This window comes from Sphingopyxis sp. (genome assembly GCF_050725615.1).
GTDB lineage: Bacteria > Pseudomonadota > Alphaproteobacteria > Sphingomonadales > Sphingomonadaceae > Sphingopyxis.
Genome location: NZ_JBOHHU010000025.1, coordinates 25,123 through 46,968 on the forward strand (window position 1 = coordinate 25,123; position 21,846 = coordinate 46,968).

Genomic DNA, 21,846 nt, shown 5'->3' on the forward strand with positions numbered 1-21,846 from the left:
AGATGATTTAACCCATATCCGGCGCTCCGCCTAGTCAGTTGAGGCAAGTTTCTCTCCGCGCGCCGGGCGATAAGCGGCGCTCAAGGAGGAGTTTCCCATGGTCGTAAAAGTGTCCCGCCTGAACCCCGCCGTCGAGGTCGTCCGGCTGGAGGATGCGGCATCAGGCCTTGATGGCGTCATCGTCATCCATTCGACCCGCCTCGGCCCGGGCGCGGGCGGGTGCCGTTTCTGGCATTATCCCGACATCGCCGCCGCCGGCGCCGACGCCTTCCGGCTGGCCGAAGGCATGAGCTATAAAAATGCGATGGCGGGCCTGCCCTTCGGCGGCGCCAAGGCGGTGCTGCGCCGCCCGGCCGGCGATTTCGACCGCGAGGCGCTGTTCCGCGCCTTCGGCCGCGCCGTCGCCGACCTCGGCGGCGCTTATGTGACCGCCGAGGATGTCGGCACCAGCGTCGCCGACATGCATCATGTCGCCGAAGAGACTCGCCACGTCGCGGGCCTCACCGTCGATGCGCGGCGTGCCGGCGGCGACCCGTCGCCATGGACCGCGCAAGGGGTGTTCGACGCGATGGAGGCGGGCGCGGCCCACGCCTTCGGATCGAGCCTGAAAGGGCTGACCGTCGCGGTGCAGGGCACCGGCAATGTCGGCGGCGAACTGTGCCGCCGCCTGGCCGATGCGGGCGCCGAGCTGGTGATCGCCGACGTCCAACCCGAGCGCCGCGACCGGCTGGAAAAGATCCTCGGCGCGCGCGTCGTCGACGTCGATGCAATCGCCGGGGTCGAGGCCGACATCTTCGCGCCCTGCGCGCTCGGCGGCGCGCTGACCCCCGAAAGCGTCGCGGCGATGAAGGCCAAGCTGATCTGCGGCGGCGCCAACAACCAGCTCGCCACGCCCGACGTCGCCGACCTGCTGGTCCGGCGCGGCATCGCCTATGTTCCCGACTATGTCGCCAATGCCGGCGGCATCGTCAGCGTGACCGCCGAATATCTGGGCGAGAATCGCGCCCATGTCGTCGCCCGCGTCGGACAGATCGGCCCCCGCGTCGCGGCGCTGCTCGAAGAGGCAGCGCGGCGCCGGCTCTCGCCCGCGCTGGTCGCCGACCAGATGGCCGAGCGCATCATCGCCGACGTCGAGCGGGTCGCGGCTTGAGACAGCGTTTCGATCTGGTGGTGCAGGACGACCCGCAGGCCCTGCTGCGGGTCGTCGGCCTGTTCGCGCAGCGCTCGCTGATCCCCGAGGCAATGACCGTCCGGCGCGCCGACGACAGCCTGCATGTCGCGCTCGTCACCGAACTCGACGCGCCGCACGCCGACATATTGGTCGCGCGGCTGAACGAAGGGGTGATGGTCATCGCCGCATCGCGGCGCGACGCCGACGCGGCGCTCGCGGGGACGCCATCGGCCGGGGTGGCCCCCGGTCCGGACATGGCGCCCCCGGCCCGCAGGCACGAGCTGGCGAGCGCCCTCGTCGGCGACCGCCAGGTCGAAAGCCGTCGAGACCGTCCCGATCATGCCTGGAGCGCGTGAGCGGGTACGACGCTTCGCCGAAGCTCAGACCTCGACCTCGCGCGTGATCGACACCCCCTGCGCCGCCGTCGAAAGCTCCTCCCACGCTTCCCATGTCGCGAGGCGCGCCGCGAACGCCGCTCTCACCAGCGGCAGGCCTTCGGTCCCGACGAAGAAACGCAGCGGCGGGTCCGCCGCATCGACGATTTTCAGGATGGCATCGGCGGTGGCATGGGGGTCGCCCATCGGCATTTGCGCGCCGGCGGCGAAGAGTTGGGCGCGGTGCGGCGCATAGGCGTCAAGTCCCTTGGCCATGCGAAGCGAGGTCGGGCTGGAGAAGCTCGTCGCATAGGCGCCGGGTTCGAGGATCGTCACCTTGATCCCGAACGCCTTCACCTCGTCGGCCAGCGCCTCGTGCAAGGCCTCGAACGCCCATTTCGACGCGTGATAGAAACCGATCATGCCATGGGCAATGACCCCGGCGACGCTGGAAACGCCCAGGATATGACCGCTGCCCTGCTCGCGCAGCAGCGGCAGCGCCGCCTGGATCACCGCGAGCGTACCGAAATAATTGGTGTCGAATTCGGCGCGGACATCGGCCTCCTCGCCCTCCTCGATCGCGCCGACCAGCGCATAGCCCGCATTGTTGAGCAGGATGTCGAGCCGGCCAAAATGCGTATGGGCGCGCGCGACCGCGAGGCCGACCTGGGTGCGGTTGGTGACATCGAGCGCGATCGGCAAGGCCCGATCGCCGAAGCGTTCGGCAAAATCCTCGACATCGGCGATCGACCGCGCGGTGACCGCGACCTTGTCGCCGCACGCCAGCGCCGCCTCCGCCCAAAGCCTGCCGAATCCGCGCGACGCGCCCGTGATAAACCAGATCTTCTGTGCCATCTTCATCTCTCCATCCGGCGACGGTCGCCGATGGACGAGGCATAGCGGGGGCGGAGCGAGCCACACTGGCACAAGGCGCCGTTCGACTGGCATTGGGCGCCAAGATCGGGCTCCTTAGTGCAGCGCGCCCTCCGCACCCGCCAGCCCGCGCTCGCGTTCGCGCCAGCGCGCCGGGGTGACGCCTTCCCAGAACCGGAACGCGCGGTAGAAGGAACTGCTGTCCTGATAGCCCAGGAGATAGGCGATCTCGTCGATGTCCGCCGACGGGTTGCGCAGGAGTTCGCGCCCCTGTTCCTGCCGCGCGTCGATCGTCAACTGGCGAAAGGTCGTTCCCGACGCGGTGATGCGCCGTTGCAAGGTACGCTCGCTCAGGCCCAGCTCGCGCGCGATCTCGGCTAGGTCGGGGCGCCCGCTGGCGAGACGGCGCTTCACCACGATCTTGACCTGGGTTTCCACCGAATTGCGGGCGTCCAGCTCTTCGAGCGCCGAGGTGAGCGCCGGGGTGAGCATCGCGAGAAGCTCGGGATTATGCCCCGGAAATGGCCGGTCCAGATCTTCGCGACGCAGGATCATCGCATCACGCGGCGCGCCATAGCGGATCGGTCCGAAATATTGCTGGCGATAGCGGCAGCCGTCCGATGGCCGCGCCAGGTCGAGCCGCAGCGGTTCGATCCGCCGGCCCGTCCCCCGGCGCCCCAGTTCGAGCAGCGACGCAAAGGTGATGTCGGTCGTGATCGGCGGCCCGGTTTCGCTCGAATAGATCCAGTCGAAGGTCACGGTGCACCCCTCCGGACTTTCGGCGACATGGAGCTGTTCGGGGGTACACAGCCGTTTGAAACGCGCGATGCGGTGCAAGGCGTCGCGATAGTCGGAGGCATGGAAGGCGGCGAGCATCGCCGGCGGGTGGATCGCGGTGTCGGTGGCCTCGACCAGCCGAATCCCGAGCGCGCTGTCGCCCTTGAGCGCGTCGATCGCCCGCCACAGCGTAAAATATTGCGCGGTGGTGATCGGGGCCTGTTCGCTGGTCCCGAGTGTCGCCGGCAGCCGCGCCTGGCGCAGGACGGCGGCGGGGGACAGCCCGATCCGCTCGACGGCGGTCCACAGCGCCTTGGGAATCTTGTAACGATCTGCTGGCGCCTGGCTCATCCCGCGTCCCTTCGGCCTATTTCGTCTGGCTCATAATCAGTCGGTCGAACATGCGATCGCTCATCCAGCGGCGCATGCCGATCAGCATCTTCCCGTATTTGCCCGCGACATAGCGCGTTCGCGGTCGGCGTGCACGGGCCGCCCTGGACACGATATGCGCAATCACCTTCGGGTCCGACCCCGTGCCGTGACCATAGGTGCCGTCGATCGCCGCGGCCACCGCCGCCGCCTGCCCGGCATAGGGTCCGTTGCCGGACCGCTCGGCGATCTGCCGCGCCGCCACCGTTCCGAATCCGGTTTCGATGACCCCCGGCTCGACGATCACGACGTCGATCCCGAACGGCGCCAGTTCGAGTCGCAGGCAGTCGGACCACCCTTCCAGCGCGTGTTTGGTGCCATGATACCAGGCGCCAAGGTGCGAATAGATCTTGCCGCCCATCGAGGTGACGTTGACGATCGTTCCCGATCCGCGCGCGCGCATCGCCGGGATCAGCAACTGAGTCAGACGCGCCAGCCCAAAAACATTGACCTCGAACTGGTAGCGCGCCTCGTCGATGGAGATTTCCTCCACCGGGCCGTACAGGCCGAAACCGGCATTGTTCACCAGCAGGTCGACGCCGCCGACGTCCGCCGCGATCCGCTCGACCGCCGCGCTGACGTCGGCTTCCTTCGTGATGTCCATGGCGATCGCGACCGCGCCGCGCGCCACGAGCCCCGCCATCTTGTCCACCGAGCGCGCGGCGACATAGAGCCTGAAACCATCGTCCAGCAGCCGTTCCGCCACCGCCAACCCGATTCCGGAGGATGCTCCGGTCACCAGCGCCACCTTACCCATATTGCTCATCTGCCAATCTCCTGTGCCAGCGGCCTAGACCGGCGCGCCCGGGAATTGACTGGCAGAACGCGCCATCGCGCTCGCCGAAAGCGCCAATTGGCCCGGAGCGAGGACGAAGGTCGCCGCGCTCGGGAGAGAACCGCAGACTATTTTTCGAGCGAAGGCCGGAAGGCAGGGCGACCCGTGCCACTCAGGCCAGGCGGCGGACGGCCGCGAGCCCGGGCTTGGTGCGCGGGCTGCCGAATACCGGAAGGAGTGGATGCCCCGTGAGGATTCGAACCTCAATAGGCGGTATCAGAAACCGCAGTCTTACCATTAGACGACGGGGCATCAGAGGGGCGCGCATTATGATTCCCCGCCCGCGCTGTCAAGGCCGCTGCGACGATGCGACCGCTGCCCCCCACCCTGCCCCTTGCCCCTTGCCCTGACGCAAATCGCCGCTAGCATCGCGTCTAACAAGACAAGGGGGCCGCCGTCCCACGCGGACACCCCGAAGGAGTGGGCTGAATGCGTCATGTCGCGATCGTCGGTTCGGGTCCGGCCGGCTATTACACCGCCGAAACCTTGCAGAAAGCCGAGGACATAGCCGTCGACGTCATCGACCGCCTGCCCGTCCCCTATGGCCTGATCCGCACCGGGGTCGCGCCCGACCACCAGTCGATCAAGGCGGTGTCGCGCCGCTACGAAGGCGTCGCGCTCGCCGACAATGTCCGCTTCGTCGGCCATGTCTCGGTCGGCACCGACGTGACGATCGACGAACTGGTCGGGCTCTACGACGCGGTCGTGCTCGCGACCGGGGCACCGAACGACCGGCCGCTCGATATCCCCGGCGCCGACCTGCCCGGGGTGATCGGCAGCGCCGCCTTCGTCGGCTGGTATAATGGCCATCCCGATTTCGCCGGGCTCGCCCCGCGCCTCGACGCCGCCGGAGTCGCGGTGATCGGCAACGGCAATGTCGCGCTGGACGTCGCCCGCATTCTCGCCAAGACCCCGGCCGAGTTCGCCGGCAGCGACATCGTCGCGCACGCGCGCGAGACGCTGGCGGGCAGCGCGGTGCGCCATATCCATATCCTCGGCCGGCGCGGGCCGCACCAGATCGCGATGACGCCCAAGGAGCTCGGCGAACTCGGCCATCTCGAACGCGCGAGCCCGCGCGTCGACCCCGCCGACCTGCCGCCCGAGGGCGACGATGCGTTGCTCGAGCCCGGCATGCGCAAGTCGGTGACGCATCTGCGCGGATTTTCCGCCAACCCCGTCGCCAAGCCGGTGACGATCGACTTCGACTTCTTTGCCATGCCCATCGCGATCGAGGGGGACGGCAGGGTCCAGCGCGTCATCGTCGAGCGGACGCGGCTCGATGCCGACCTGCGCAGCCATGGCACCGGCGAGACCTATGCGATCGAAGCCGGGCTGGTCGTCAGTTGCATCGGGTATCAGACCCCGCCGATCCCCGGCGTCCCCTATGAACATGGCCGCGGCCGCTTCGCCAACACCGAGGGGCGCATCCTGCCCGGCCTTTATGCCGTCGGCTGGGCGCGGCGCGGGCCGTCGGGAACGATCGGCACCAACAAGCCCGACGGCGCGCGGGTGGGCGAGATGGTGCTCGAGGATATCGGGCGCGGCGCAGGCAAGGCGGGACGCCCGGGGCTCGACGCCTTGCTCGCGAGCCGCAACGTCGTACCGGTGACCTTTCGCGACTGGCGCAAGATCGAGGCGGCGGAAATCGCCGCCGCGCTCGACGGCAACCCGCGCGAGAAATTCACCAGCGTCGAGGCGATGCTGGCGGCGATCGGGCGGTAATCACTTCCCTCTCCGTTCGTGTCGAGCGAAGTCGAGACACGTTACCCCATGCGCTCCAAAGCGTATCTCGACTTCGCTCGATACAAACGGCGTTGGGTTAATCAGCCCCCCTCCGCCAGCAGCGGATCGATCGCCGCCTTGAATTCGCGCGCGGTAAAAGCGCCCTTCTTCGCATGGCGGACGATGCCCTTGCGGTCGATGATATAGGTCGAGGGCACCGCATTATCGATCGCGCCATAGCCCCGGCTCATCTTGTTCGAGAGCGGGTAGGACAGCACGGCGGACAGCTTCTTGAGCTGATATTGGGGCAGGCTGTCCTGCGTCGTCACCCCGAACATCTCCAGCCCGCGCGCCTGATTGGCGTTGAAATAGTCGTGCATCATCGGCATTTCGGCCTTGCACGGCGCGCACCAGGTCGCCCAATAGTTGATCACGACGACCTTGCCCTTCATCTCGGCAAGCGTGACCTTGCGCTTTTCGAAGGTGGTGAGGGTGAAGGCGGGCGCCGGATAGCCCGGCGTGGGTGTCTTGCCCGGCGCGGCGCCGAGCAGCAGCGCGGCGGCGATCGGCGCGAACAACAGACGGGCGGGCAACAGGATTTTCATGCACCGACTAGACGAAAAAACATGAGCTTAGGCAAGCCGCAAAGTCGCGCCCGCACGATGCTGCGCTGGTTGCTCGCGCTCGCTTATGCCTATGCCGGCTATCGCCACCTCGCGACCCCCGCCCCCTTCCTCGCGATCACCCCGCCCTGGGTGCCGAGGCCCGATCTGGTCGTCGCCGCGACCGGCGTCGCCGAACTCGCCGGCGCGATCGGGCTGATGCTCCCGCAGACGCGCAAGGCCGCCGGCTGGGGCCTCGCGATCTATGCGCTGTGCGTCTGGCCCGCCAATTTCCACCACGCCTTCGCCAACATCGCGATCGGCGGCGAGACGCTAAGCTGGTGGTACCACGGCCCGCGCCTTGCGCTGCAGCCGGTGATCATCTGGTGGGCATTGTGGGTGGGCGGCGTGACCGACTGGCCGTTCCGCCGCCGCTGAGCCCTATTTCGCGACCGGGGTCTCGATCGGCGGCTGGCCCTTCTGGCTCGCGGCATAGGCCTCGACCGCCTTCAGCACGCGCAGCATGTTGCCGCTCGAAATCTTCTCGAGCTCGGCCTGCGTGTAACCGCGCCGCGCGAGTTCGGCGAACAGGCGGGGATAGCCGGTGACATCCTCCAGCCCGACCGGGGTCGCGTCCATGCCGTCATAGTCGCCGCCGATCCCGATATGGTCGACGCCGATCGTCTTTTTCAGATGGTCGATATGGTCGGCGGCGAGGCCGATCGGCGTCTGCGGCGGCGGGTTCGCCGCGTCCCAGGCCTTGAGCGCGGCGGCGGCGGCATCGGGATCGCCGACATAGCGCGCATCGATCCGCGCCTTTTCAGCGGTGCGCGACAACCCATGGTCGCGCAGCTTGGGATCGAGGAAGGCCGCATAAAGCACGACCATCACCACGCCGCCGTTCGCCTTCACCGCCGGCAGCACCGAATCGGGGACGTTGCGGGGGTGGTCGTTGACCGCGCGCACGCCCGAATGGCTGAACATCACCGGCGCCTTCGCCACTTCGAGCGCGTCCTTCATCGTCGCTTCGCTGACATGGCTGAGGTCGACGATCATACCGATGCGGTTCATTTCGCGAACGACCTGCTTGCCGAAATCGGTGAGCCCGTCATGCTGCGGCGCGTCGGTCGCGCTGTCGGCCCAGGGCGTGGTCTTGCCATGGGTCAGCGTCATATAGCGCACGCCCATGCCATAAAGCTGGCGCAGCACCGCGAGCGACGAACCGATCGACTGGCCGCCCTCCGCCCCGAGCATGCCCGCGACCTTGCCCGCCTTCATCTGGCTTTCGAGCTCGGCCGCCGTCGACGCGAAGCCGAGGTCGTTCGGATAGCGCGCGATCAGCCGCTTCGCGACGTCGATCTGCTCGATCGTCTGCTGCACCGCCTGCTGCTCGTTGGTGTTCGACGGCACATAGACCGACCAGAATTGCGCCCCGACATGGCCCTTGCGCAGCCGCTGGATGTCGGTGTGCATCACACTGCCGTCGGGCTTGGGTCTGGTGGTGTCGTTGAAGTCGAAGTCGTTGATGACATTGCCGACGCTCCCGCGCAATTCCCAGGGCACGTCGTTGTGCCCGTCGAACACCGGCGCCTTCTTGAGCGCCGCCTCGGCGATCGCCTCGGGCGTCTTCTGGGCCAGGGCGGGGGTGGAAAGAAGGGCGAAGGCGGCGAGGCCGGCGAGCAGGTGCGACTTGTTCATGGCGCGCGACCCTAGAGGGTTGGCGGCGCGGTGCAAGAGCGAGGCGGAGCGTATAACGGAAAGGCATATGTTATGCAGTTTCACGGTCGGGGAAACGCCACTTGACGTTTACGTAAACCCCGCGCAGCATCGCGCCATGACAGCTTTCGACGACTGGCGCGCGCGTTCGCCCTATTATGACGAAACCCATGAGGCGCTGGCGCAGAGCGTGCGGCGGTTCGTGACGCGCGAGATCGCACCGCATATCGACCGCTGGGAGGCCGAGGGCGAGCTGCCGCGCGAACTGCACAAGAAAGCGGCCGACGCCGGCATCCTCGGATTGCGTTATCCCGAGCAATATGGCGGGCACAGCGAGGGCTTCGACAATTTCCACAGCCTCGTCCTCACCGAGGAACTCGCCGCGGTCGGCGCGGGCGGGCTCGGCGCATCGCTGATGACGCATGGCATCGGCCTGCCGCCGATCCTCGCGCTCGGGTCGGACGAATTGAAACAGCGCGTCGCGCCGCCGGTGCTCGCGGGCGAGAAGATCATCGCGCTCGGCATCACCGAGGCGAGCGGCGGCAGCGACGTCGCCAACCTCAAGACGACGGCGGTCAGGGACGGCGACGATTATGTCGTCAATGGCGGCAAGATGTTCATCACGTCGGGCATGCGCGCCGACTGGCTGACCTGCGCGGTGCGCACCGGCGGGCCGGGCGCGGCGGGCATCTCGCTGCTGCTGATCGCGATGGATTCGCCGGGGGTCGAGCGCACGCGGCTCGACAAGATGGGCTGGCGCTGCAGCGACACCGCCGCGATCCATTTCAGCGACGTCCGCGTCCCGGCGACCAACCTGATCGGGCCGGAGAATGGCGGCTTCATCGGCATCATGCGCAATTTCAATTCGGAGCGGTTGGGCATGGCGATGGGCTGCTGCGCCTATGCGCGCGTCGCGCTCGCCGAGGCGGCGGAGTGGGCGCAGCAACGCGAGACGTTCGGCAAGCCGCTTGTCGGCCATCAGTCGATCCGCATCAAGCTCGCCGACATGGAGCGCCAGATCGAGGCGACGCAGGCATGGGTCGACCTCGCCGCCTGGCAGGTGAAGAGCGGCAAGGACCGCCCCGCCGATTTCGCGATGCTGAAGGTGCAAGCGACGCGGATGCTGGAGGCCGTCGCGCGCGAGGCGGCGCAGGTGCTGGGCGGCGCGAGTTACATCACCGGCAGCAAGGTCGAACGCATCTACCGCGAGGTCCGCGTCAACGCGATCGGCGGGGGGAGTGAGGAAATCATGCTCGACCTCGCGGGACGGCAGTTGTTCGGGGGGCGGTGACCGCACCGCAATAGCTCTTGCGTTTAATTTTTTACCCCTCTATTGAGGTATGGATTATTAAACGGAGCGAATCGATGATCCCTGCCAGAACGATTGTGGTCGAAGACGCGAATGAGGTGGATCGTCGGCTCGCCGATTTAGGGCTGATTAGGGAACAGCTTACGGCGGTGGCCTCCGTCGCCAAGACTTGGGCCGATGACGCGAGCCCGCTGATGCCAACCAATGCGCCGGGGACCTTGGCATATATTTACGGCGTTAACGAGCTTCGTGAGCAGCTTTTGGACGACAGCTGGAAGGTTGATCGGACATGCGGCATCGAAGCGGTTATAAATCGCGAACTCGGCCTTCGTATCGGCTATCAGAACGTAGACCGCGCCTGCGACGTTCATTTTCCGCCGACGCCTCGCTCGGCCAAAGGCAGCGCCTCGGAAAATCTATGTGGCCCGAATCTTTTCGAGCGCGCTGGTATTGAAGCGGGCCCGCTCACTGGCGTGCGTAGCGACGGTGTACCTAGTTTTTACGTCATGGTGGGCGAAGACGGCAGCGTGGAATTGTCGCAGCCGATCATCGCGAATGGCTCGTTTAAACACTTCGTCGAGAGGATCTTTATCTCTGCCCCGGGCGACGACTGGCTCGAAGAAATCGATCCGGACACGGGTCCGATTGACGATTTTGATATCTCGGTTCGATTCAAAGATTCTGCATGATTTTCAATTCAGAAAGACTGAAGGTCGCGCGCCAGCGTAGAAAGCTTTCGGGCAAAGCGCTTGCCGATTTGGCAGGCTTAACTTCTGTCACCATTTCCAAGGCAGAAAATGGGCATCAGGTAGATACGGAGACGGTCTCAAAATTGGCCTTGGCTTTGGCGTATCCTATCGAGTTTTTTTTCATGGATACGCCCGAGGTGTTGGACCCAGATACCGTCAGCTTTCGGAGCCTCAAGAAGATGAGTGCGGCTGAACGCGACGCGTCACTTGCAGCAGGCTCAATCGGAGTTGCCTTGTATCAATGGATCGATGATCGATTTCACCTGCCAGAACCAGATTTGATCGACCTAAACAAGGAACGAACTAGGCCCGACACCGCCGCACGGCTTCTCCGTCAACATTGGGGGCTTGGCGATCGGCCAATTGGCAATGTTATAAAGCTTTTGGAGTCGAAAGGGGTTAGGGTCCTATCGCTGTCTGAAAACACGCGAAATGTTGATGCCTATTCATTCTGGAGTGGGGATAGGCCTTACGTCTTCCTGAACCAAGAAAAGACGGCGGAGCGTTCAATCTTCGACTGCGCGCACGAACTTGGGCATTTGGTTCTTCACAACCATGCTGGAGCAAAAAACGACAAGGGAGCTGAGTTTCAAGCAGATCGCTTCGCCTCTGCTTTCTTGATGCCCGAAGCCGATATCAAAAATGAGATTTCTTACGTTATTTCTCCCCAACAGATTATTAGAACAAAATCGCGCTGGAAGGTTTCCGCGATGGCGCTGTCGTACCGGCTCCACTCTTTGAAACTGCTAAGTGACTGGAGCTATAGGTCGTTTTGTATTGAGCTTGGGAAGCTGGGTTACCGAGGGGGCGAACCAAACGGAATTGAACGAGAGACTTCAGCAGTTCTAGCGAAGGTGCTTTCTGCACTTTGGAGTAAGAAGCTGACTAAGAACGATATTTCTCGCGAACTTGGCGTGCCGCTTGAAGAGATTGAGACTCTAATTTTCGGACTTGCAGGACCATTGCAAGCTCCTAGCGACTGGCCACCAATGTCGCTTGTAACGAGTTAGAGGCTGGAGAAAGTCAACTCGACAGCGCCATTCGAGCAGGACAATATGCTCAGCATGGACACTCAATCACACAGCTGGCCCGCCGAGGCTGAAACCCTCCTCGACGATCTCGTCGACCTGCGCCGCGCGATCCACCGCGAGCCCGAGCTGGGGCTTCAGAACCCGAAGACGCTCGCCAAGATCAAGGATGCGCTCGCCGGCCTGCCGCTCGAATTTCGCGAGGGGCCGTCGACGACAGGACTCGTCGCGACCTTGCGCGGCCCTGCCAATGGCCGCACCGTGCTGTTGCGCGGCGACATGGATGCGCTGCCGCTGGTCGAGGACACGGGACTCGACTTCACGTCGGAGACGACCGGCGCGATGCATGCGTGCGGGCACGACACGCATGTCGCGATGCTCGTCGGCGCGGCGAAGCTGCTCTGCGCCGCCCGTGATCGGCTGCCCGGCACCGTCCAGTTCATGTTCCAGCCCGGCGAGGAGGGGCATCATGGCGCGCGTTTCATGCTCGACGACGGGCTGATCGATCCGCTGCCCGACGCGGCCTTTGCGCTGCACATCATGCCCAATGCGCCGCACGGTGTCTTTGCCGGGCGCGCCGGGCCGCTGCTTGCCTCGTCCGACGTGCTGTCGATCACCGTCAGGGGTGCGGGCGGCCACGCGTCGATGCCGCAGGACGCGATCGACCCGATCCCCGTCGCCTGTTCGATCGTGACCGCGATCCAGACGATGGTCACGCGCCGCGTCTCGGTGTTCGACCCTGCCGTCGTCACGATCGCCAAGATCAGCGCGGGCACGACGAACAATATCATCCCCGAGACGGCGGAGATGCAGGGCACGATCCGCACCCTGTCGCCGCACCGCCGCGCCGCAGTCGCCGCCGACCTGAAACGCCTCGCCCCCGCGATCGCCGAGGCGCATGGCTGCACCGCCGAGGTCGAGATCGTCGAGGGCTTCCCCGTCACCGTCTGCGACAGCCGCGCCGCCGCCTTTGGCCAGGCGGTGGTCGAGGCGACCTTTGGCGAGGCCGCGTGGATGACGATGGACCATCCGGTGATGGGCGCCGAGGATTTCGCCTATGTGCTCGAAAAAGTGCCGGGCGCGATGTTCTGGCTCGGCGCCAGCGAGGCGGGCAGCGACTGGCGGAGCTGCTGCGGGCTGCACTCGAACCGCATGGTGCTCGACGAAAAGGTCATGGCGCGCGGCGCGGCGCTGCACGCGGCATTGGCGGAGCGGTTTTTGAACGAGGGGTTCGGCATATGATCAACATCATCGGCGCCATCATCACGGGCCTGCTGATCGGCGCGCTGGCGCGATTCTTTTACCCCGGCGCGGTCGAGATGGGCTGGATCGCGACGATCCTGCTCGGCATCGGCGGCTCTTTGCTCGCCGGGCTCGTCACCTCGCGCGGCCAGCGCGACTTTCACGGCGCGGGCTGCTTCGCGTCGGTGGTGGGGGCGATCGTGCTGATTTTTGTGGGGCGGTTGCTGGGGATCGGGGGCTGATGCTTAGTGGCAAACAACCAATCTGTTCGCACCGACTTCAATTCTCAACCGCTCGATCTGCTGATCGATCGAAATTCGCTCGAACTCCGCCTGAATGATAGGCAAGAACTTCTGCAAGCGGGCAGCGGCTTGAGGTTCGCTACAAGCCAGCATGATCAGGTCCAAGGTTGGAAAGCGAGCTTCGTTTGCTGCGGATAGCTGGCGTTGAATTCGCCTCATATCTCGATCCAGCGAAACCAAAATTGCTTCGTTCACTTGTGCAGCCTGAGCCACCATTGGATCCGGAGCTCCTTCGCCGACGGCATCTCTCGACAAAATTACTTCGAACCCTTGCTCCGCAAGGAAATGGGACACGGCCGCTGGAACATTCTCGTCCAGCATGAATCTCATCGTTGTAGCGCCCCCCCCCCGATTATGCTGCATCCGCCTCACGATCACTGGAAGCCACCACAGCCTCTATGTCTTTTCGTGTCAGCGAAGGGTATTCGCGCAATATTTGCTCGATAGAAAAACCATGCTCCCAGAATGCCATTACGCTTTCAACCGGAATTCGTGTGCCTGATACTACACGGCGATTATGCGCCACATAACGATGCTGCTCGAAGTCGCCCTCGCTATCCAAACTTCTTGATCTGGATTCTTCTATTTTTGACCGCAGATCATCGGCAATCGACCCGAGGGGGATCGGAACGGCCATCTGGCCAGAAATGGCTCCTTCAACTCGCCCGGTGCTTGGGTTTTTGAAATGGACCTCACGGTTGAGGACATACAGAGTCAGATCAGACCACGGTCGACCAGAATGTTGTTCCAATTTCGCTGCGGTTTTCTTCAGCGATTGAAGGGCTATTTTGTGCTTTTTTCGAAGAATTCCTAGCGTCCGAAGGCTTACCAAATCGTCGAACGAGTAGATTCGACTATAAGGAGATCGGCGGTTTTCAGCTGCAAAGGCGGGAGTAAAAAATCCGTCATTATCCCAATCCCGAAGCTGAGATTCGGATAAGCCAGTAAGGCGCTCGACCTGTTCGGCCGAAAAGGCTGAGATCAAATTTGCCACGGCAGGCTAAGGCTATCATTGCCAGAATCGGGACGCAAGTTTGCTAGGGCACCAACACCGTATCGACCGCCGTCGGCAGCATCGCCGGATAGTCGAGCGTATAATGCAGCCCGCGGCTTTCCTTGCGGTGGAGCGCGCTCTTCACGATCAACTCGGCGCATTGGAGCAGGTTGCGCAGTTCGATGAGGTCGGTCGTGACGCGGAAATGGCCGTAATAATCCTCGACCTCATGCGTCATCATGTTGATGCGATGCTGCGCGCGTTCGAGACGCTTGGTGGTGCGCACGATGCCGACATAGTTCCACATGAAGCGGCGGATTTCGGTCCAGTTCTGCTTGATGATCACCTCTTCGTCCGAATCGGTGACGCGGCTTTCGTCCCAGGCGCGGATCGGCGGCGGGGTGTCGAGCTGGTCCCAGCGCGCGATGATGTCCTTCGCCGCCGCCTCGCCGAAGACGAAGCATTCGAGCAGCGAGTTCGACGCGAGGCGGTTGGCGCCGTGCAGCCCGCTCTCGGTACATTCGCCCGCCGCGTATAAACCGGGCAGGTCGGTGCGGCCGTCGAGGTCGATGAGGATGCCGCCGCAGGTATAATGCTGCGCGGGCACCACCGGGATCGGCTGCTTCGTCATGTCGATGCCGAGCGTCAGCAATTTCTCATAGATGTTCGGGAAATGCCCGGCGACGAAATCGGGGTCGAGATGGCTGATGTCGAGATGGACATAGTCGAGCCCCGAGCGCTTGATCTGGTCGTCGTTGGCGCGCGCGACGACATCGCGCGGCGCGAGTTCGGCGCGCGCGTCATAATCGGGCATATAGCGGTGGCCGGTGACGGGGTGCTTGAGGATGCCGCCCTCGCCGCGTACCGCCTCGGTAATCAGGAAATTCTTGACCTCGAGATTATAGAGGCAGGTCGGGTGGAACTGCATCATCTCCATGTTCGAGACGCGGCAGCCCGCGCGCCAGGCCATCGCGATACCGTCGCCGGTCGCACCCCTGGGAGCAGTCGAGAACTGGTACACGCGCCCCGCGCCGCCGCTCGCGAGGATCGTCGCGCGGCCGACATGCGCATGGACCTCCCCGCTTTTTTCGTCGAGCGCATAGACGCCCCAGACGCGGCCCGATCCTGAGTAACGTTCCTCGTGGCGGCCGGTAATCAGGTCGATGCACGCCTGTCCGGGCAGCAAAGTGATATTCGGATGCGCCTCGGCGGTCTTGAGCAAGGCCGCCTGCACCGCCCAGCCGGTCGCGTCGTCGACATGGACGATGCGGCGGTGCGAATGGCCACCCTCGCGCGTCAGGTGCAGCGCGTCGCTGTCCTTGTTGAACGGCACCCCCATCTCGACGAGCCGCTCGATCGCGTGCGGCGCATTCTCTACGACGAACTCGACCGTCTCGCGCCGGTTGAGCCCGGCGCCCGCGACCATCGTGTCCTCGATATGATTTTCGAAGGTATCGCCCGCATCGAGCACCGCGGCGATCCCGCCCTGCGCCCAGGCGGTCGACCCGCCTGTGAGCTCGCCCTTGGCGAGCACGAGCACGCGGCAATGATCGGCGAGCGCGATCGCGGCGGTGAGCCCGGCAGCGCCGGAGCCGACGATGATGACGTCGTGGGGGGTGGTTTCGGTCATTTCGTCAAACCCTTGCCCCGTTCGCATCGAGCGAAGTCGAGATGCCTCTGGCGCTGCGTCGACGTGTCTCGGCTTCGCTCGACACAAACGGAAACGGGGGCCTAGCCATTCGCCGCGCGCGTCAGGTTGAGGAAGACGTCCTCGAGGTCGGCTTCGCGGGTCGAGACGTCGACGATGCCATGCCCCATCGCGTTCACCGCAGCGAGCACTTCGCCCGCGTTGGTGCGGTCCTTGTTGTAGTGGATCGCCAGGCCCCGCTCACCCTCGCGCTCGACCTTGTCGAAGGCGGGGTGTGACGGTAGGTCGGTGACGTCGGCGTCGAGCGTCACCACGACGATCTTTTCGCGCGCCATATCGACCAGTTCGCGCGTCGGCTTGTTCGCGATCAGCCGTCCGTGGTTAATGATCGCGATGCGGTCGCAGAGCTGCTCGGCCTCTTCGAGATAATGCGTTGTCAGCACCACGGTGACGCCGCGGTCGTTCAAGGATTGCACATAGGACCAGAGCTGCTGCCGCAGTTCGATGTCGACCCCGGCGGTCGGTTCGTCGAGCACGATGATCGGCGGCGAATGGACCATCGCCTTCGCCACGAGCAGGCGGCGCTTCATGCCCCCCGACAGCGTCCGCGCATAGGCGTCGCGCTTGTCGCTGAGGTGGACGGCGGCGAGCAGTTCGTCCGAAATACGCTTGCCCTTCGCGACCCCGTACAGCCCCGCCTGATTCTCCAGCGTCTCGAAAGGCGTAAAAAAGGGGTCGAAAACGATTTCCTGCGGTACGATGCCGATCGAATATTTGGCGTTGCGCGGGTCGGCGTCGATGTCGAAGCCCCAGATGCTCGCGCTGCCGCTCGTCTTGTTGACCAGCCCCGCGAGGATATTGATCAGGGTCGACTTGCCCGCGCCGTTCGGCCCGAGCAGCCCGAAGATCTGCCCGCGCGGCACGTCGAAACTGACATTGTCGAGCGCCTGCTTGCCCCCCGCATAGATTTTGGAGACGGCGTCGATGCGGATGGCGGCTTCACTCATGGCGTCTTCCATAGCCGCGCCCCCGCCCCCGCGAAAGACATTGGTTGGCAAGGAATTCTTTACCATGGCGGGTAAGCATATTTTGTCACATCGCTGCTATCCGCCAAATGGTGAGGACCAGACACACCCGTCGCCCGCTGCCCGCGCAGCGCGGCCTAGCCGCCTTTGCGCTGTTGTTGGCGCCCGCCGCCGCGTCGCCGGCGTGGGCGCAGGCCAGCGCCCAGGGCGAAGCCGAAGCCATCGTGCTGCGGCCGCTTTCCTTCTTCAAGGTCAACGACCTCGATTTCGGCGACATCATCGCGTCGACGACGGCGGGAACGGTGACGCTCGAACCCGACGGATCGCGCACGACGACCGGCGGCGTGACGCTGGCGGGCGGCGGCGGCGAACCGGCGCGTTTCGCGGGACTCGGCACCTATAATCGCCAGGTCAACATCTCGCTGGGGGCGAACCAGATCTTCATCACCGGCCCCGGCGCCCCGATGCGCGTCCGGACCTTCGAGATCGGCAGCACGCCGACCGCGATCCTGTCGACGACCCCGACGCGCTTCCGCATCGCCTCGACGCTGGGCAATTATAATTTCCCGGTCGGCGCGACGCTCGAAGTGGGCGCGAACCAGGCGCCGGGCGATTACAGCGGGACCTTCACCATCACCCTTAATTACCTCTGATCGCCGATGTGGGGCGACGGCACCGGGGGACCACTGGCGCGCTTCGGGGGGAGTGCGTTTGCCGGTGCCGTCATGGCGGCACTCTGGGCGATGCCCGCCGCCGCGCAGCAGACGCAGGGCCAGGCGAGCGCGCTGGTGCTCGAACCCATGTCGCTGACCAACATCGAACAGCTCGACTTCGGATCGATCATCCCCTCGGGGACGATCGGCTATGTCACCGTTGCCGCGTCCGGCGCGGTGACCACCTCGGGCGGGGTGATCGCGGCGTCGGGCGACGCCCGCCCGGCGCGTTTCGCGGGGCAGGGCAGCGCCAACCGCGTCATCATCAAGACCGGATCGAGCCAGATTTTCCTGTCCGGTCCCGGCGCCCAGATGCGCGTCGACGATTTCGAGATCGGCGCGCTCACCGGATTGTCGCAACTCGGCAACGGCAATAATTATCGCATCACCGACGCCAATGGGATCGTCGGCTTTGCGGTCGGCGGCCGGCTGCGCGTCAACGCCAATCAGGCCGAAGGCGACTATAGCGGCAGTTTTTCGGTCACCTTCAACTATCAATAGCCCGCGCAGACCCGATTGCGGCGCTGCGACGCGCTTGCTATGGGCGCGATCGATGACCCAGGACACGCCCGAAACCATCCGCACGCCCAAAACCCGCATCGCCTGCGACGGCACCGGCGACGGCCTCGTCGACGCCGCGCTCGGCCACCCGCGCGTCTGGCTCGAGATCGACACCGACGAAGGCTTTGCCGACTGCGGCTATTGCGACCGGCGCTTCGTTCTCGTGGGCGGGATCGCCGACAAGGGTTGAACCTCGGCGGGATCGCCGATCACGCCTGACAAAACAGCGCGTTGCCCAAAAGTAAACGCGATCTTCACCACCCCCGTGCATCAACGACTCACTTCCCGCTGGCATAAGCTGTGCCAGACAGGAGCAGAATCGTGGGGATTCCAGGGACCAGAAACTGTCGGGCCGCCGCGCGCGCCCTGACCATCGCTGCGGCATTCGCCGCGCTGTGCGCCCCGGCGCACGCCGCCGACATGCCGGGTACCGCCAACGCGACCGTCGTGCGGCCCAACACGCTCGTCAAGACCGAGGACCTCGATTTCGGCACCCTCGTCAGCGGCAGCACCGGCGGCACCGCGACGATCGACGCGGTCACCGGCGCCCGCACGACCGGCGGCGGCACCACGTCGGTCGGCGCCGGATTCCAACGCGCGCAATTCCAGGGCACCGGCGGCATCCTGCTGATCACCGTGTCGGGCAGCACGTCGGTGACGCTGAGCCGCGCCGGCGGCGGCGCGACGCCGATGACCGCGACGTTGGTGCGCGCCGCAAGCACCAGCGGCGGCGGCATCGCCCTGCTCGGCGGGACGTTGCTGCCCAGCGGCGTCCAGACCTATTATATCGGCGGCACGCTGACCGTCCCCGCGAACCAGCCCGACGGCGATTACAGCGGGACCTTCACGCTGACGGTGAATTATCTCTGACGAGCGACGCGTCATCGTCGGACGTTGCAGAATTTCGCGCGAAGACGCGAAGGCGCGAAGAGGACAGTTCGGGCCGACAGGCCCCTTTTCCTTTGCAACGGTGCGGCCAGAGGCGATGTCCAAAAGAGAAGGCCGCTTCGCGGCCAACACGACGTCTTCGCGTCTTCGCGTGAACCCAATAAGCGCGCCCGAGCAGCCAAGACGCTTTGCGCGGCGCGCGCGCCTCCCTATATCGGGCCAATGACAAGCCCCACCGATCCCCGCCGCTTCCTCTATCGCGCCGATGCGCTCGACCCCGATCTCGCGCAGAAGCTCGCCAGGGAAGCGCTCGCCAAGGCCGATGACGGCGAACTCTATCTGCAATATCGCGCGACCGAGAGTTTCGGTTTCGACGACGGAAGGCTGAAGACCGCCGACTATTCGACCGACGCGGGTTTTGGCCTGCGCGCGGTGTCGGGCGAGATGACGGGCTTCGCCCATGCCAGCGACATCAGCGCCCCGGCGATCCGCCGCGCCGCCGAGACGCTGGCGCTGCTTGATCCCGCCAGCCAGCCGCACGCCGCCGCCCCCGCGCGCACCAACCGCCATCTTTATGGCGAGGCGAATCCGCTCGACCTGATCCCCTTCGCCAAGAAGGTCGCGCTGTGCCAGCAGATCGACGCAGCGGCGCGCGCGCGCGATCCGCGCATCGCGCAGGTGTCGGTCGCGCTCGCGGGCAGCTGGTCGGTGGTCGAGATCGTCCGCGCCGACGGCTTCCTCGCGACCGACATCCGCCCGCTCGTCCGCCTCAACGTCAGCATCGTCGTCGAAGAAAATGGCCGGCGCGAGAGCGGCTATTTCGGCCTCGGCGGCCGCTATATGTACGATCACCTGTTCGAAGAGGCGCAATGGAACCGCGCGATCGACGAGGCGCTGGCGCAGGCGCTCGTCAATCTCGAGGCGGTCGACGCCCCGGCGGGCGAGATGACCGTGCTGCTCGGCCCCGGCTGGCCCGGCGTGCTGCTCCATGAAGCGATCGGCCATGGGCTCGAGGGCGATTTCAACCGCAAGGGCACCAGCGCCTTTTCGGGCCGCATCGGTCAGCGCGTCGCGGCGCCGGGGGTGACGGTGGTCGACGACGGCAGCCTCGCCGAACGGCGCGGATCGCTGAGCATCGACGATGAGGGCACCCCGACCGGCGAGACGGTGCTGATCGAGGACGGCATCCTCAAGGGCTATATGCAGGACCGGCTCAACGCGCGGCTGATGGGCATGGCGCCGACCGGCAACGGCCGCCGCGAAAGCTTTGCCCATGCGCCGATGCCGCGCATGACCAACACCTTCATGAAGGGCGGCAACGACGATCCCGCCGAACTGCTCAGCCGCGTCAAGTCCGGCATTTTCGCGAAAAGCATGGGCGGCGGCCAGGTCGACATCGTGTCGGGCAAATTCGTGTTCAGCTGCACCGAGGCGTACAAGATCGAAAATGGCAAGCTCGGCGCCCCGATCAAGGGCGCGACGCTGATCGGCGACGGGCCGAGCGTGCTGACGAAAGTCACCGGCATCGGCAACGACATGGCGCTCGACGAGGGCATCGGCGTGTGCGGCAAGGGCGGCCAGAGCGTGCCGGCGGGCGTCGGCCAGCCGACTTTGCTGGTCAGCGGACTGACGGTGGGCGGGACGGCCTGATCTGGCGCCCGCATTCGTCGAACGGCGAACGCCTGCCGACAAACCGCCGACTGTGATCGACGTCATTGCTTGGCGCGCCGGACTGCTGCGCATATAGAGCCATCAAACAAGAACAGAATTTGGGTCGCATGAACTTTTCCCCGGGGGCGTACGCCTCCGGTCGCAGGGAGGAATTATGCGTACGACTTTCCGTTTTACTTCGGTCGCGGTGATCGCCGCGATGCTGACCGCGCCGGTCGCGGCGCAAAAATCCACCGGTCCCAAGGAACGCTATGAGATGGACGCCGCGACGATGTCGGGCTTTGCCGCGATGGGCGGCGGCCCAAATGGTCGTGGGGGCGGCATGGGCGGCGCGATGAGCATGATGTTCGGCGGCGGCCCCGACAATGCGCTGGCGCGCCAGCTGGTCCTGCGCCTCGGTTCGAACGAGCTGCCGACCGCGCCGCCGCCCAAGGGCGACCATTTTTTCCTGCCGCAGGCGAAGCTCGGCAAATCGGTGCCGCTGATCGCGCCCGAACGCAAAGACGGCAGCTATCCGACCGAGTTCGAACGGCCGAAGGGCCGGCTTTTGCTCTATTGGGGCTGCGGCGCCAAGGCGGGACCGGGGCAGCCGGTGATCATCGATTTTGCCAAGGTCGCGGCGGGACAGGTGCCACCGAACCTCTTCTCGACCGCCGTGCCGATCATCCGCGAAGTGTCGCCGTCAAATAGCAAATCCTATATGGAATGGCCGAACGGCAAGTCGACCAAGATGCCGTCGAGGGACAGCAGCCTGCTCGGCGCGCACCGCGTCGCGAGCAATGTCGGCAACGACATCAATTTCACCCTCGCGCAGGACTATATGCCCGCGCTGCAGGCCTCGACCGCCGATCAGCCCGACGGGTCGGTGATGATCCGCTGGAATTCGCTCGCCCCCGCGACCGGCTATGCTGCCTGGACGATCGGCGGCATGGACCGCGCCGACAAGGGCGGCGACATGGTGTGGTGGACGAGCAGCGCGACCAAGGAATTCGGTGGCGGGCTGTGGGACTGGCTGCCGCCCTCGGTGGTCGCGAACCTGATCACCAAGAAGATCGTGATGCCGCCGTCGCAGACGACGTGCCAGATCCCCGCCGAGGTCAAGAAGGCGTCGGGCGAGTTTATGATGGGCAATTTGAACGCCTTTGGTCCCGAGGCGAATTTTTCCTACCCGCCCAAGCCCGCCGGCAATGCGGTGTGGAATATCGACTGGACCGCGA

At 65.1% G+C, this 21,846-nt stretch carries 24 protein-coding genes and 1 tRNA gene; 15 read left to right on the top strand and 10 right to left on the bottom strand.

All coding sequences use genetic code 11. From position 1 onward, the window contains the following. The first annotated feature begins 97 nt into the window (after positions 1-97). Both ACREB7_RS07870 and ACREB7_RS07875 read left to right on the top strand, forming a co-directional pair. On the top strand, positions 98-1,150 hold the full coding sequence (locus tag ACREB7_RS07870; RefSeq protein WP_431591728.1) for a Leu/Phe/Val dehydrogenase: 1,053 nt from the start codon (positions 98-100) through the stop codon (positions 1,148-1,150). Further along, entirely contained in the window at positions 1,147-1,527 is a 381-nt protein-coding gene (locus ACREB7_RS07875) for a hypothetical protein (protein ID WP_431591729.1), read from the top strand. Before ACREB7_RS07870 ends, ACREB7_RS07875 begins: the two co-directional genes overlap by 4 nt. 24 nt (positions 1,528-1,551) lie before the next feature. Here ACREB7_RS07875 and ACREB7_RS07880 read toward each other — a convergent pair whose 3' ends face one another. The 4 genes from ACREB7_RS07880 to ACREB7_RS07895 form a co-directional block, all read right to left on the bottom strand. Then, a complete protein-coding gene (locus tag ACREB7_RS07880; protein WP_431591730.1) occupies positions 1,552-2,400 on the bottom strand; it encodes an SDR family NAD(P)-dependent oxidoreductase in 849 nt (282 codons plus the stop codon). A 114-nt stretch (positions 2,401-2,514) separates the two neighbouring features. Then, entirely contained in the window at positions 2,515-3,546 is a 1,032-nt protein-coding gene (locus ACREB7_RS07885; protein WP_431591731.1) for an AraC family transcriptional regulator ligand-binding domain-containing protein, read from the bottom strand. A 16-nt stretch (positions 3,547-3,562) separates the two neighbouring features. Then, positions 3,563-4,390: an oxidoreductase gene (locus ACREB7_RS07890; RefSeq protein WP_431591732.1), complete on the bottom strand. Its 828-nt coding sequence runs from the start codon at positions 4,388-4,390 to the stop codon at positions 3,563-3,565. Positions 4,391-4,637: 247 nt separating this feature from the next. Then, a tRNA-Gln gene (locus ACREB7_RS07895) sits at positions 4,638-4,711 on the bottom strand. A 177-nt stretch (positions 4,712-4,888) separates the two neighbouring features. Here ACREB7_RS07895 and ACREB7_RS07900 point away from each other — a divergent pair. Further along, entirely contained in the window at positions 4,889-6,181 is a 1,293-nt protein-coding gene (locus ACREB7_RS07900; protein WP_431591733.1) for an FAD-dependent oxidoreductase, read from the top strand. Positions 6,182-6,282: 101 nt separating this feature from the next. Here ACREB7_RS07900 and ACREB7_RS07905 read toward each other — a convergent pair whose 3' ends face one another. Then, positions 6,283-6,786, bottom strand: coding sequence for a TlpA family protein disulfide reductase (locus ACREB7_RS07905; RefSeq protein ID WP_431591734.1), 504 nt, complete (start codon positions 6,784-6,786; stop codon positions 6,283-6,285). A gap of 21 nt (positions 6,787-6,807) precedes the next feature. On the opposite strand from ACREB7_RS07905, the gene ACREB7_RS07910 reads away from it, so the two are divergent. Then, positions 6,808-7,221: a DoxX family protein gene (locus tag ACREB7_RS07910; protein ID WP_431591735.1), complete on the top strand. Its 414-nt coding sequence runs from the start codon at positions 6,808-6,810 to the stop codon at positions 7,219-7,221. A gap of 3 nt (positions 7,222-7,224) precedes the next feature. On the opposite strand, the gene ACREB7_RS07915 is transcribed toward ACREB7_RS07910, so the two are convergent. Next, positions 7,225-8,481 (bottom strand): dipeptidase, encoded by a 1,257-nt coding sequence (locus ACREB7_RS07915; protein ID WP_431591736.1) that lies wholly within the window; start codon positions 8,479-8,481, stop codon positions 7,225-7,227. A 136-nt stretch (positions 8,482-8,617) separates the two neighbouring features. Here ACREB7_RS07915 and ACREB7_RS07920 point away from each other — a divergent pair, with 136 nt between their 5' ends. The 5 genes from ACREB7_RS07920 (at position 8,618) to ACREB7_RS07940 (ending at position 13,069) form a co-directional block, all read left to right on the top strand. Then, positions 8,618-9,790 carry an acyl-CoA dehydrogenase family protein gene (locus ACREB7_RS07920; protein ID WP_431591737.1) on the top strand — a complete coding sequence of 391 codons (1,173 nt, stop codon included), beginning with the start codon at positions 8,618-8,620 and terminating at the stop codon, positions 9,788-9,790. Between the two features lie 74 nt (positions 9,791-9,864). Further along, positions 9,865-10,497, top strand: a complete 633-nt coding sequence (locus ACREB7_RS07925) for a hypothetical protein (protein WP_431591738.1) — start codon at positions 9,865-9,867, stop codon at positions 10,495-10,497. After that, complete coding sequence (locus tag ACREB7_RS07930; protein WP_431591739.1) at positions 10,494-11,567, top strand: helix-turn-helix domain-containing protein; 1,074 nt, start codon at positions 10,494-10,496, stop codon at positions 11,565-11,567. Before ACREB7_RS07925 ends, ACREB7_RS07930 begins: the two co-directional genes overlap by 4 nt. A gap of 54 nt (positions 11,568-11,621) precedes the next feature. Further along, the gene (locus ACREB7_RS07935; RefSeq protein WP_431591740.1) at positions 11,622-12,827 is read left to right on the top strand and encodes a M20 metallopeptidase family protein; all 1,206 of its coding nucleotides are present in this window, start codon (positions 11,622-11,624) and stop codon (positions 12,825-12,827) included. Next, positions 12,824-13,069 carry a GlsB/YeaQ/YmgE family stress response membrane protein gene (locus ACREB7_RS07940; RefSeq protein WP_431591741.1) on the top strand — a complete coding sequence of 82 codons (246 nt, stop codon included), beginning with the start codon at positions 12,824-12,826 and terminating at the stop codon, positions 13,067-13,069. Before ACREB7_RS07935 ends, ACREB7_RS07940 begins: the two co-directional genes overlap by 4 nt. 3 nt (positions 13,070-13,072) lie before the next feature. On the opposite strand, the gene ACREB7_RS07945 is transcribed toward ACREB7_RS07940, so the two are convergent. From ACREB7_RS07945 to ACREB7_RS07960, 4 genes are all read right to left on the bottom strand, one after another. Continuing rightward, entirely contained in the window at positions 13,073-13,450 is a 378-nt protein-coding gene (locus ACREB7_RS07945) for a DUF5615 family PIN-like protein (protein WP_431591742.1), read from the bottom strand. Between the two features lie 31 nt (positions 13,451-13,481). Then, the gene (locus ACREB7_RS07950) at positions 13,482-14,123 is read right to left on the bottom strand and encodes a DUF433 domain-containing protein (RefSeq protein WP_431591743.1); all 642 of its coding nucleotides are present in this window, start codon (positions 14,121-14,123) and stop codon (positions 13,482-13,484) included. A gap of 43 nt (positions 14,124-14,166) precedes the next feature. After that, positions 14,167-15,753, bottom strand: a complete 1,587-nt coding sequence (nadB, locus tag ACREB7_RS07955) for an L-aspartate oxidase (protein ID WP_431591744.1) — start codon at positions 15,751-15,753, stop codon at positions 14,167-14,169. Positions 15,754-15,854: 101 nt separating this feature from the next. Continuing rightward, positions 15,855-16,778 carry an ABC transporter ATP-binding protein gene (locus ACREB7_RS07960; RefSeq protein ID WP_431591745.1) on the bottom strand — a complete coding sequence of 308 codons (924 nt, stop codon included), beginning with the start codon at positions 16,776-16,778 and terminating at the stop codon, positions 15,855-15,857. Between the two features lie 107 nt (positions 16,779-16,885). On the opposite strand from ACREB7_RS07960, the gene ACREB7_RS07965 reads away from it, so the two are divergent. From ACREB7_RS07965 to ACREB7_RS07990, 6 genes are all read left to right on the top strand, one after another. Next, positions 16,886-17,449: a DUF4402 domain-containing protein gene (locus ACREB7_RS07965; RefSeq protein ID WP_431591746.1), complete on the top strand. Its 564-nt coding sequence runs from the start codon at positions 16,886-16,888 to the stop codon at positions 17,447-17,449. 72 nt (positions 17,450-17,521) lie between these two features. Beyond that, positions 17,522-18,010, top strand: coding sequence for a DUF4402 domain-containing protein (locus ACREB7_RS07970; RefSeq protein ID WP_431591747.1), 489 nt, complete (start codon positions 17,522-17,524; stop codon positions 18,008-18,010). Between the two features lie 52 nt (positions 18,011-18,062). Beyond that, complete coding sequence (locus ACREB7_RS07975) at positions 18,063-18,260, top strand: zinc-finger domain-containing protein (RefSeq protein ID WP_431591748.1); 198 nt, start codon at positions 18,063-18,065, stop codon at positions 18,258-18,260. A gap of 131 nt (positions 18,261-18,391) precedes the next feature. Further along, positions 18,392-18,940: a DUF4402 domain-containing protein gene (locus ACREB7_RS07980; protein WP_431591749.1), complete on the top strand. Its 549-nt coding sequence runs from the start codon at positions 18,392-18,394 to the stop codon at positions 18,938-18,940. Between the two features lie 240 nt (positions 18,941-19,180). Further along, entirely contained in the window at positions 19,181-20,608 is a 1,428-nt protein-coding gene (tldD, locus tag ACREB7_RS07985; protein WP_431591750.1) for a metalloprotease TldD, read from the top strand. A 175-nt stretch (positions 20,609-20,783) separates the two neighbouring features. Beyond that, a partial coding sequence (locus ACREB7_RS07990) for a hypothetical protein (RefSeq protein WP_431591751.1) occupies positions 20,784-21,846 on the top strand: 1,063 nt, incomplete at its 3' end.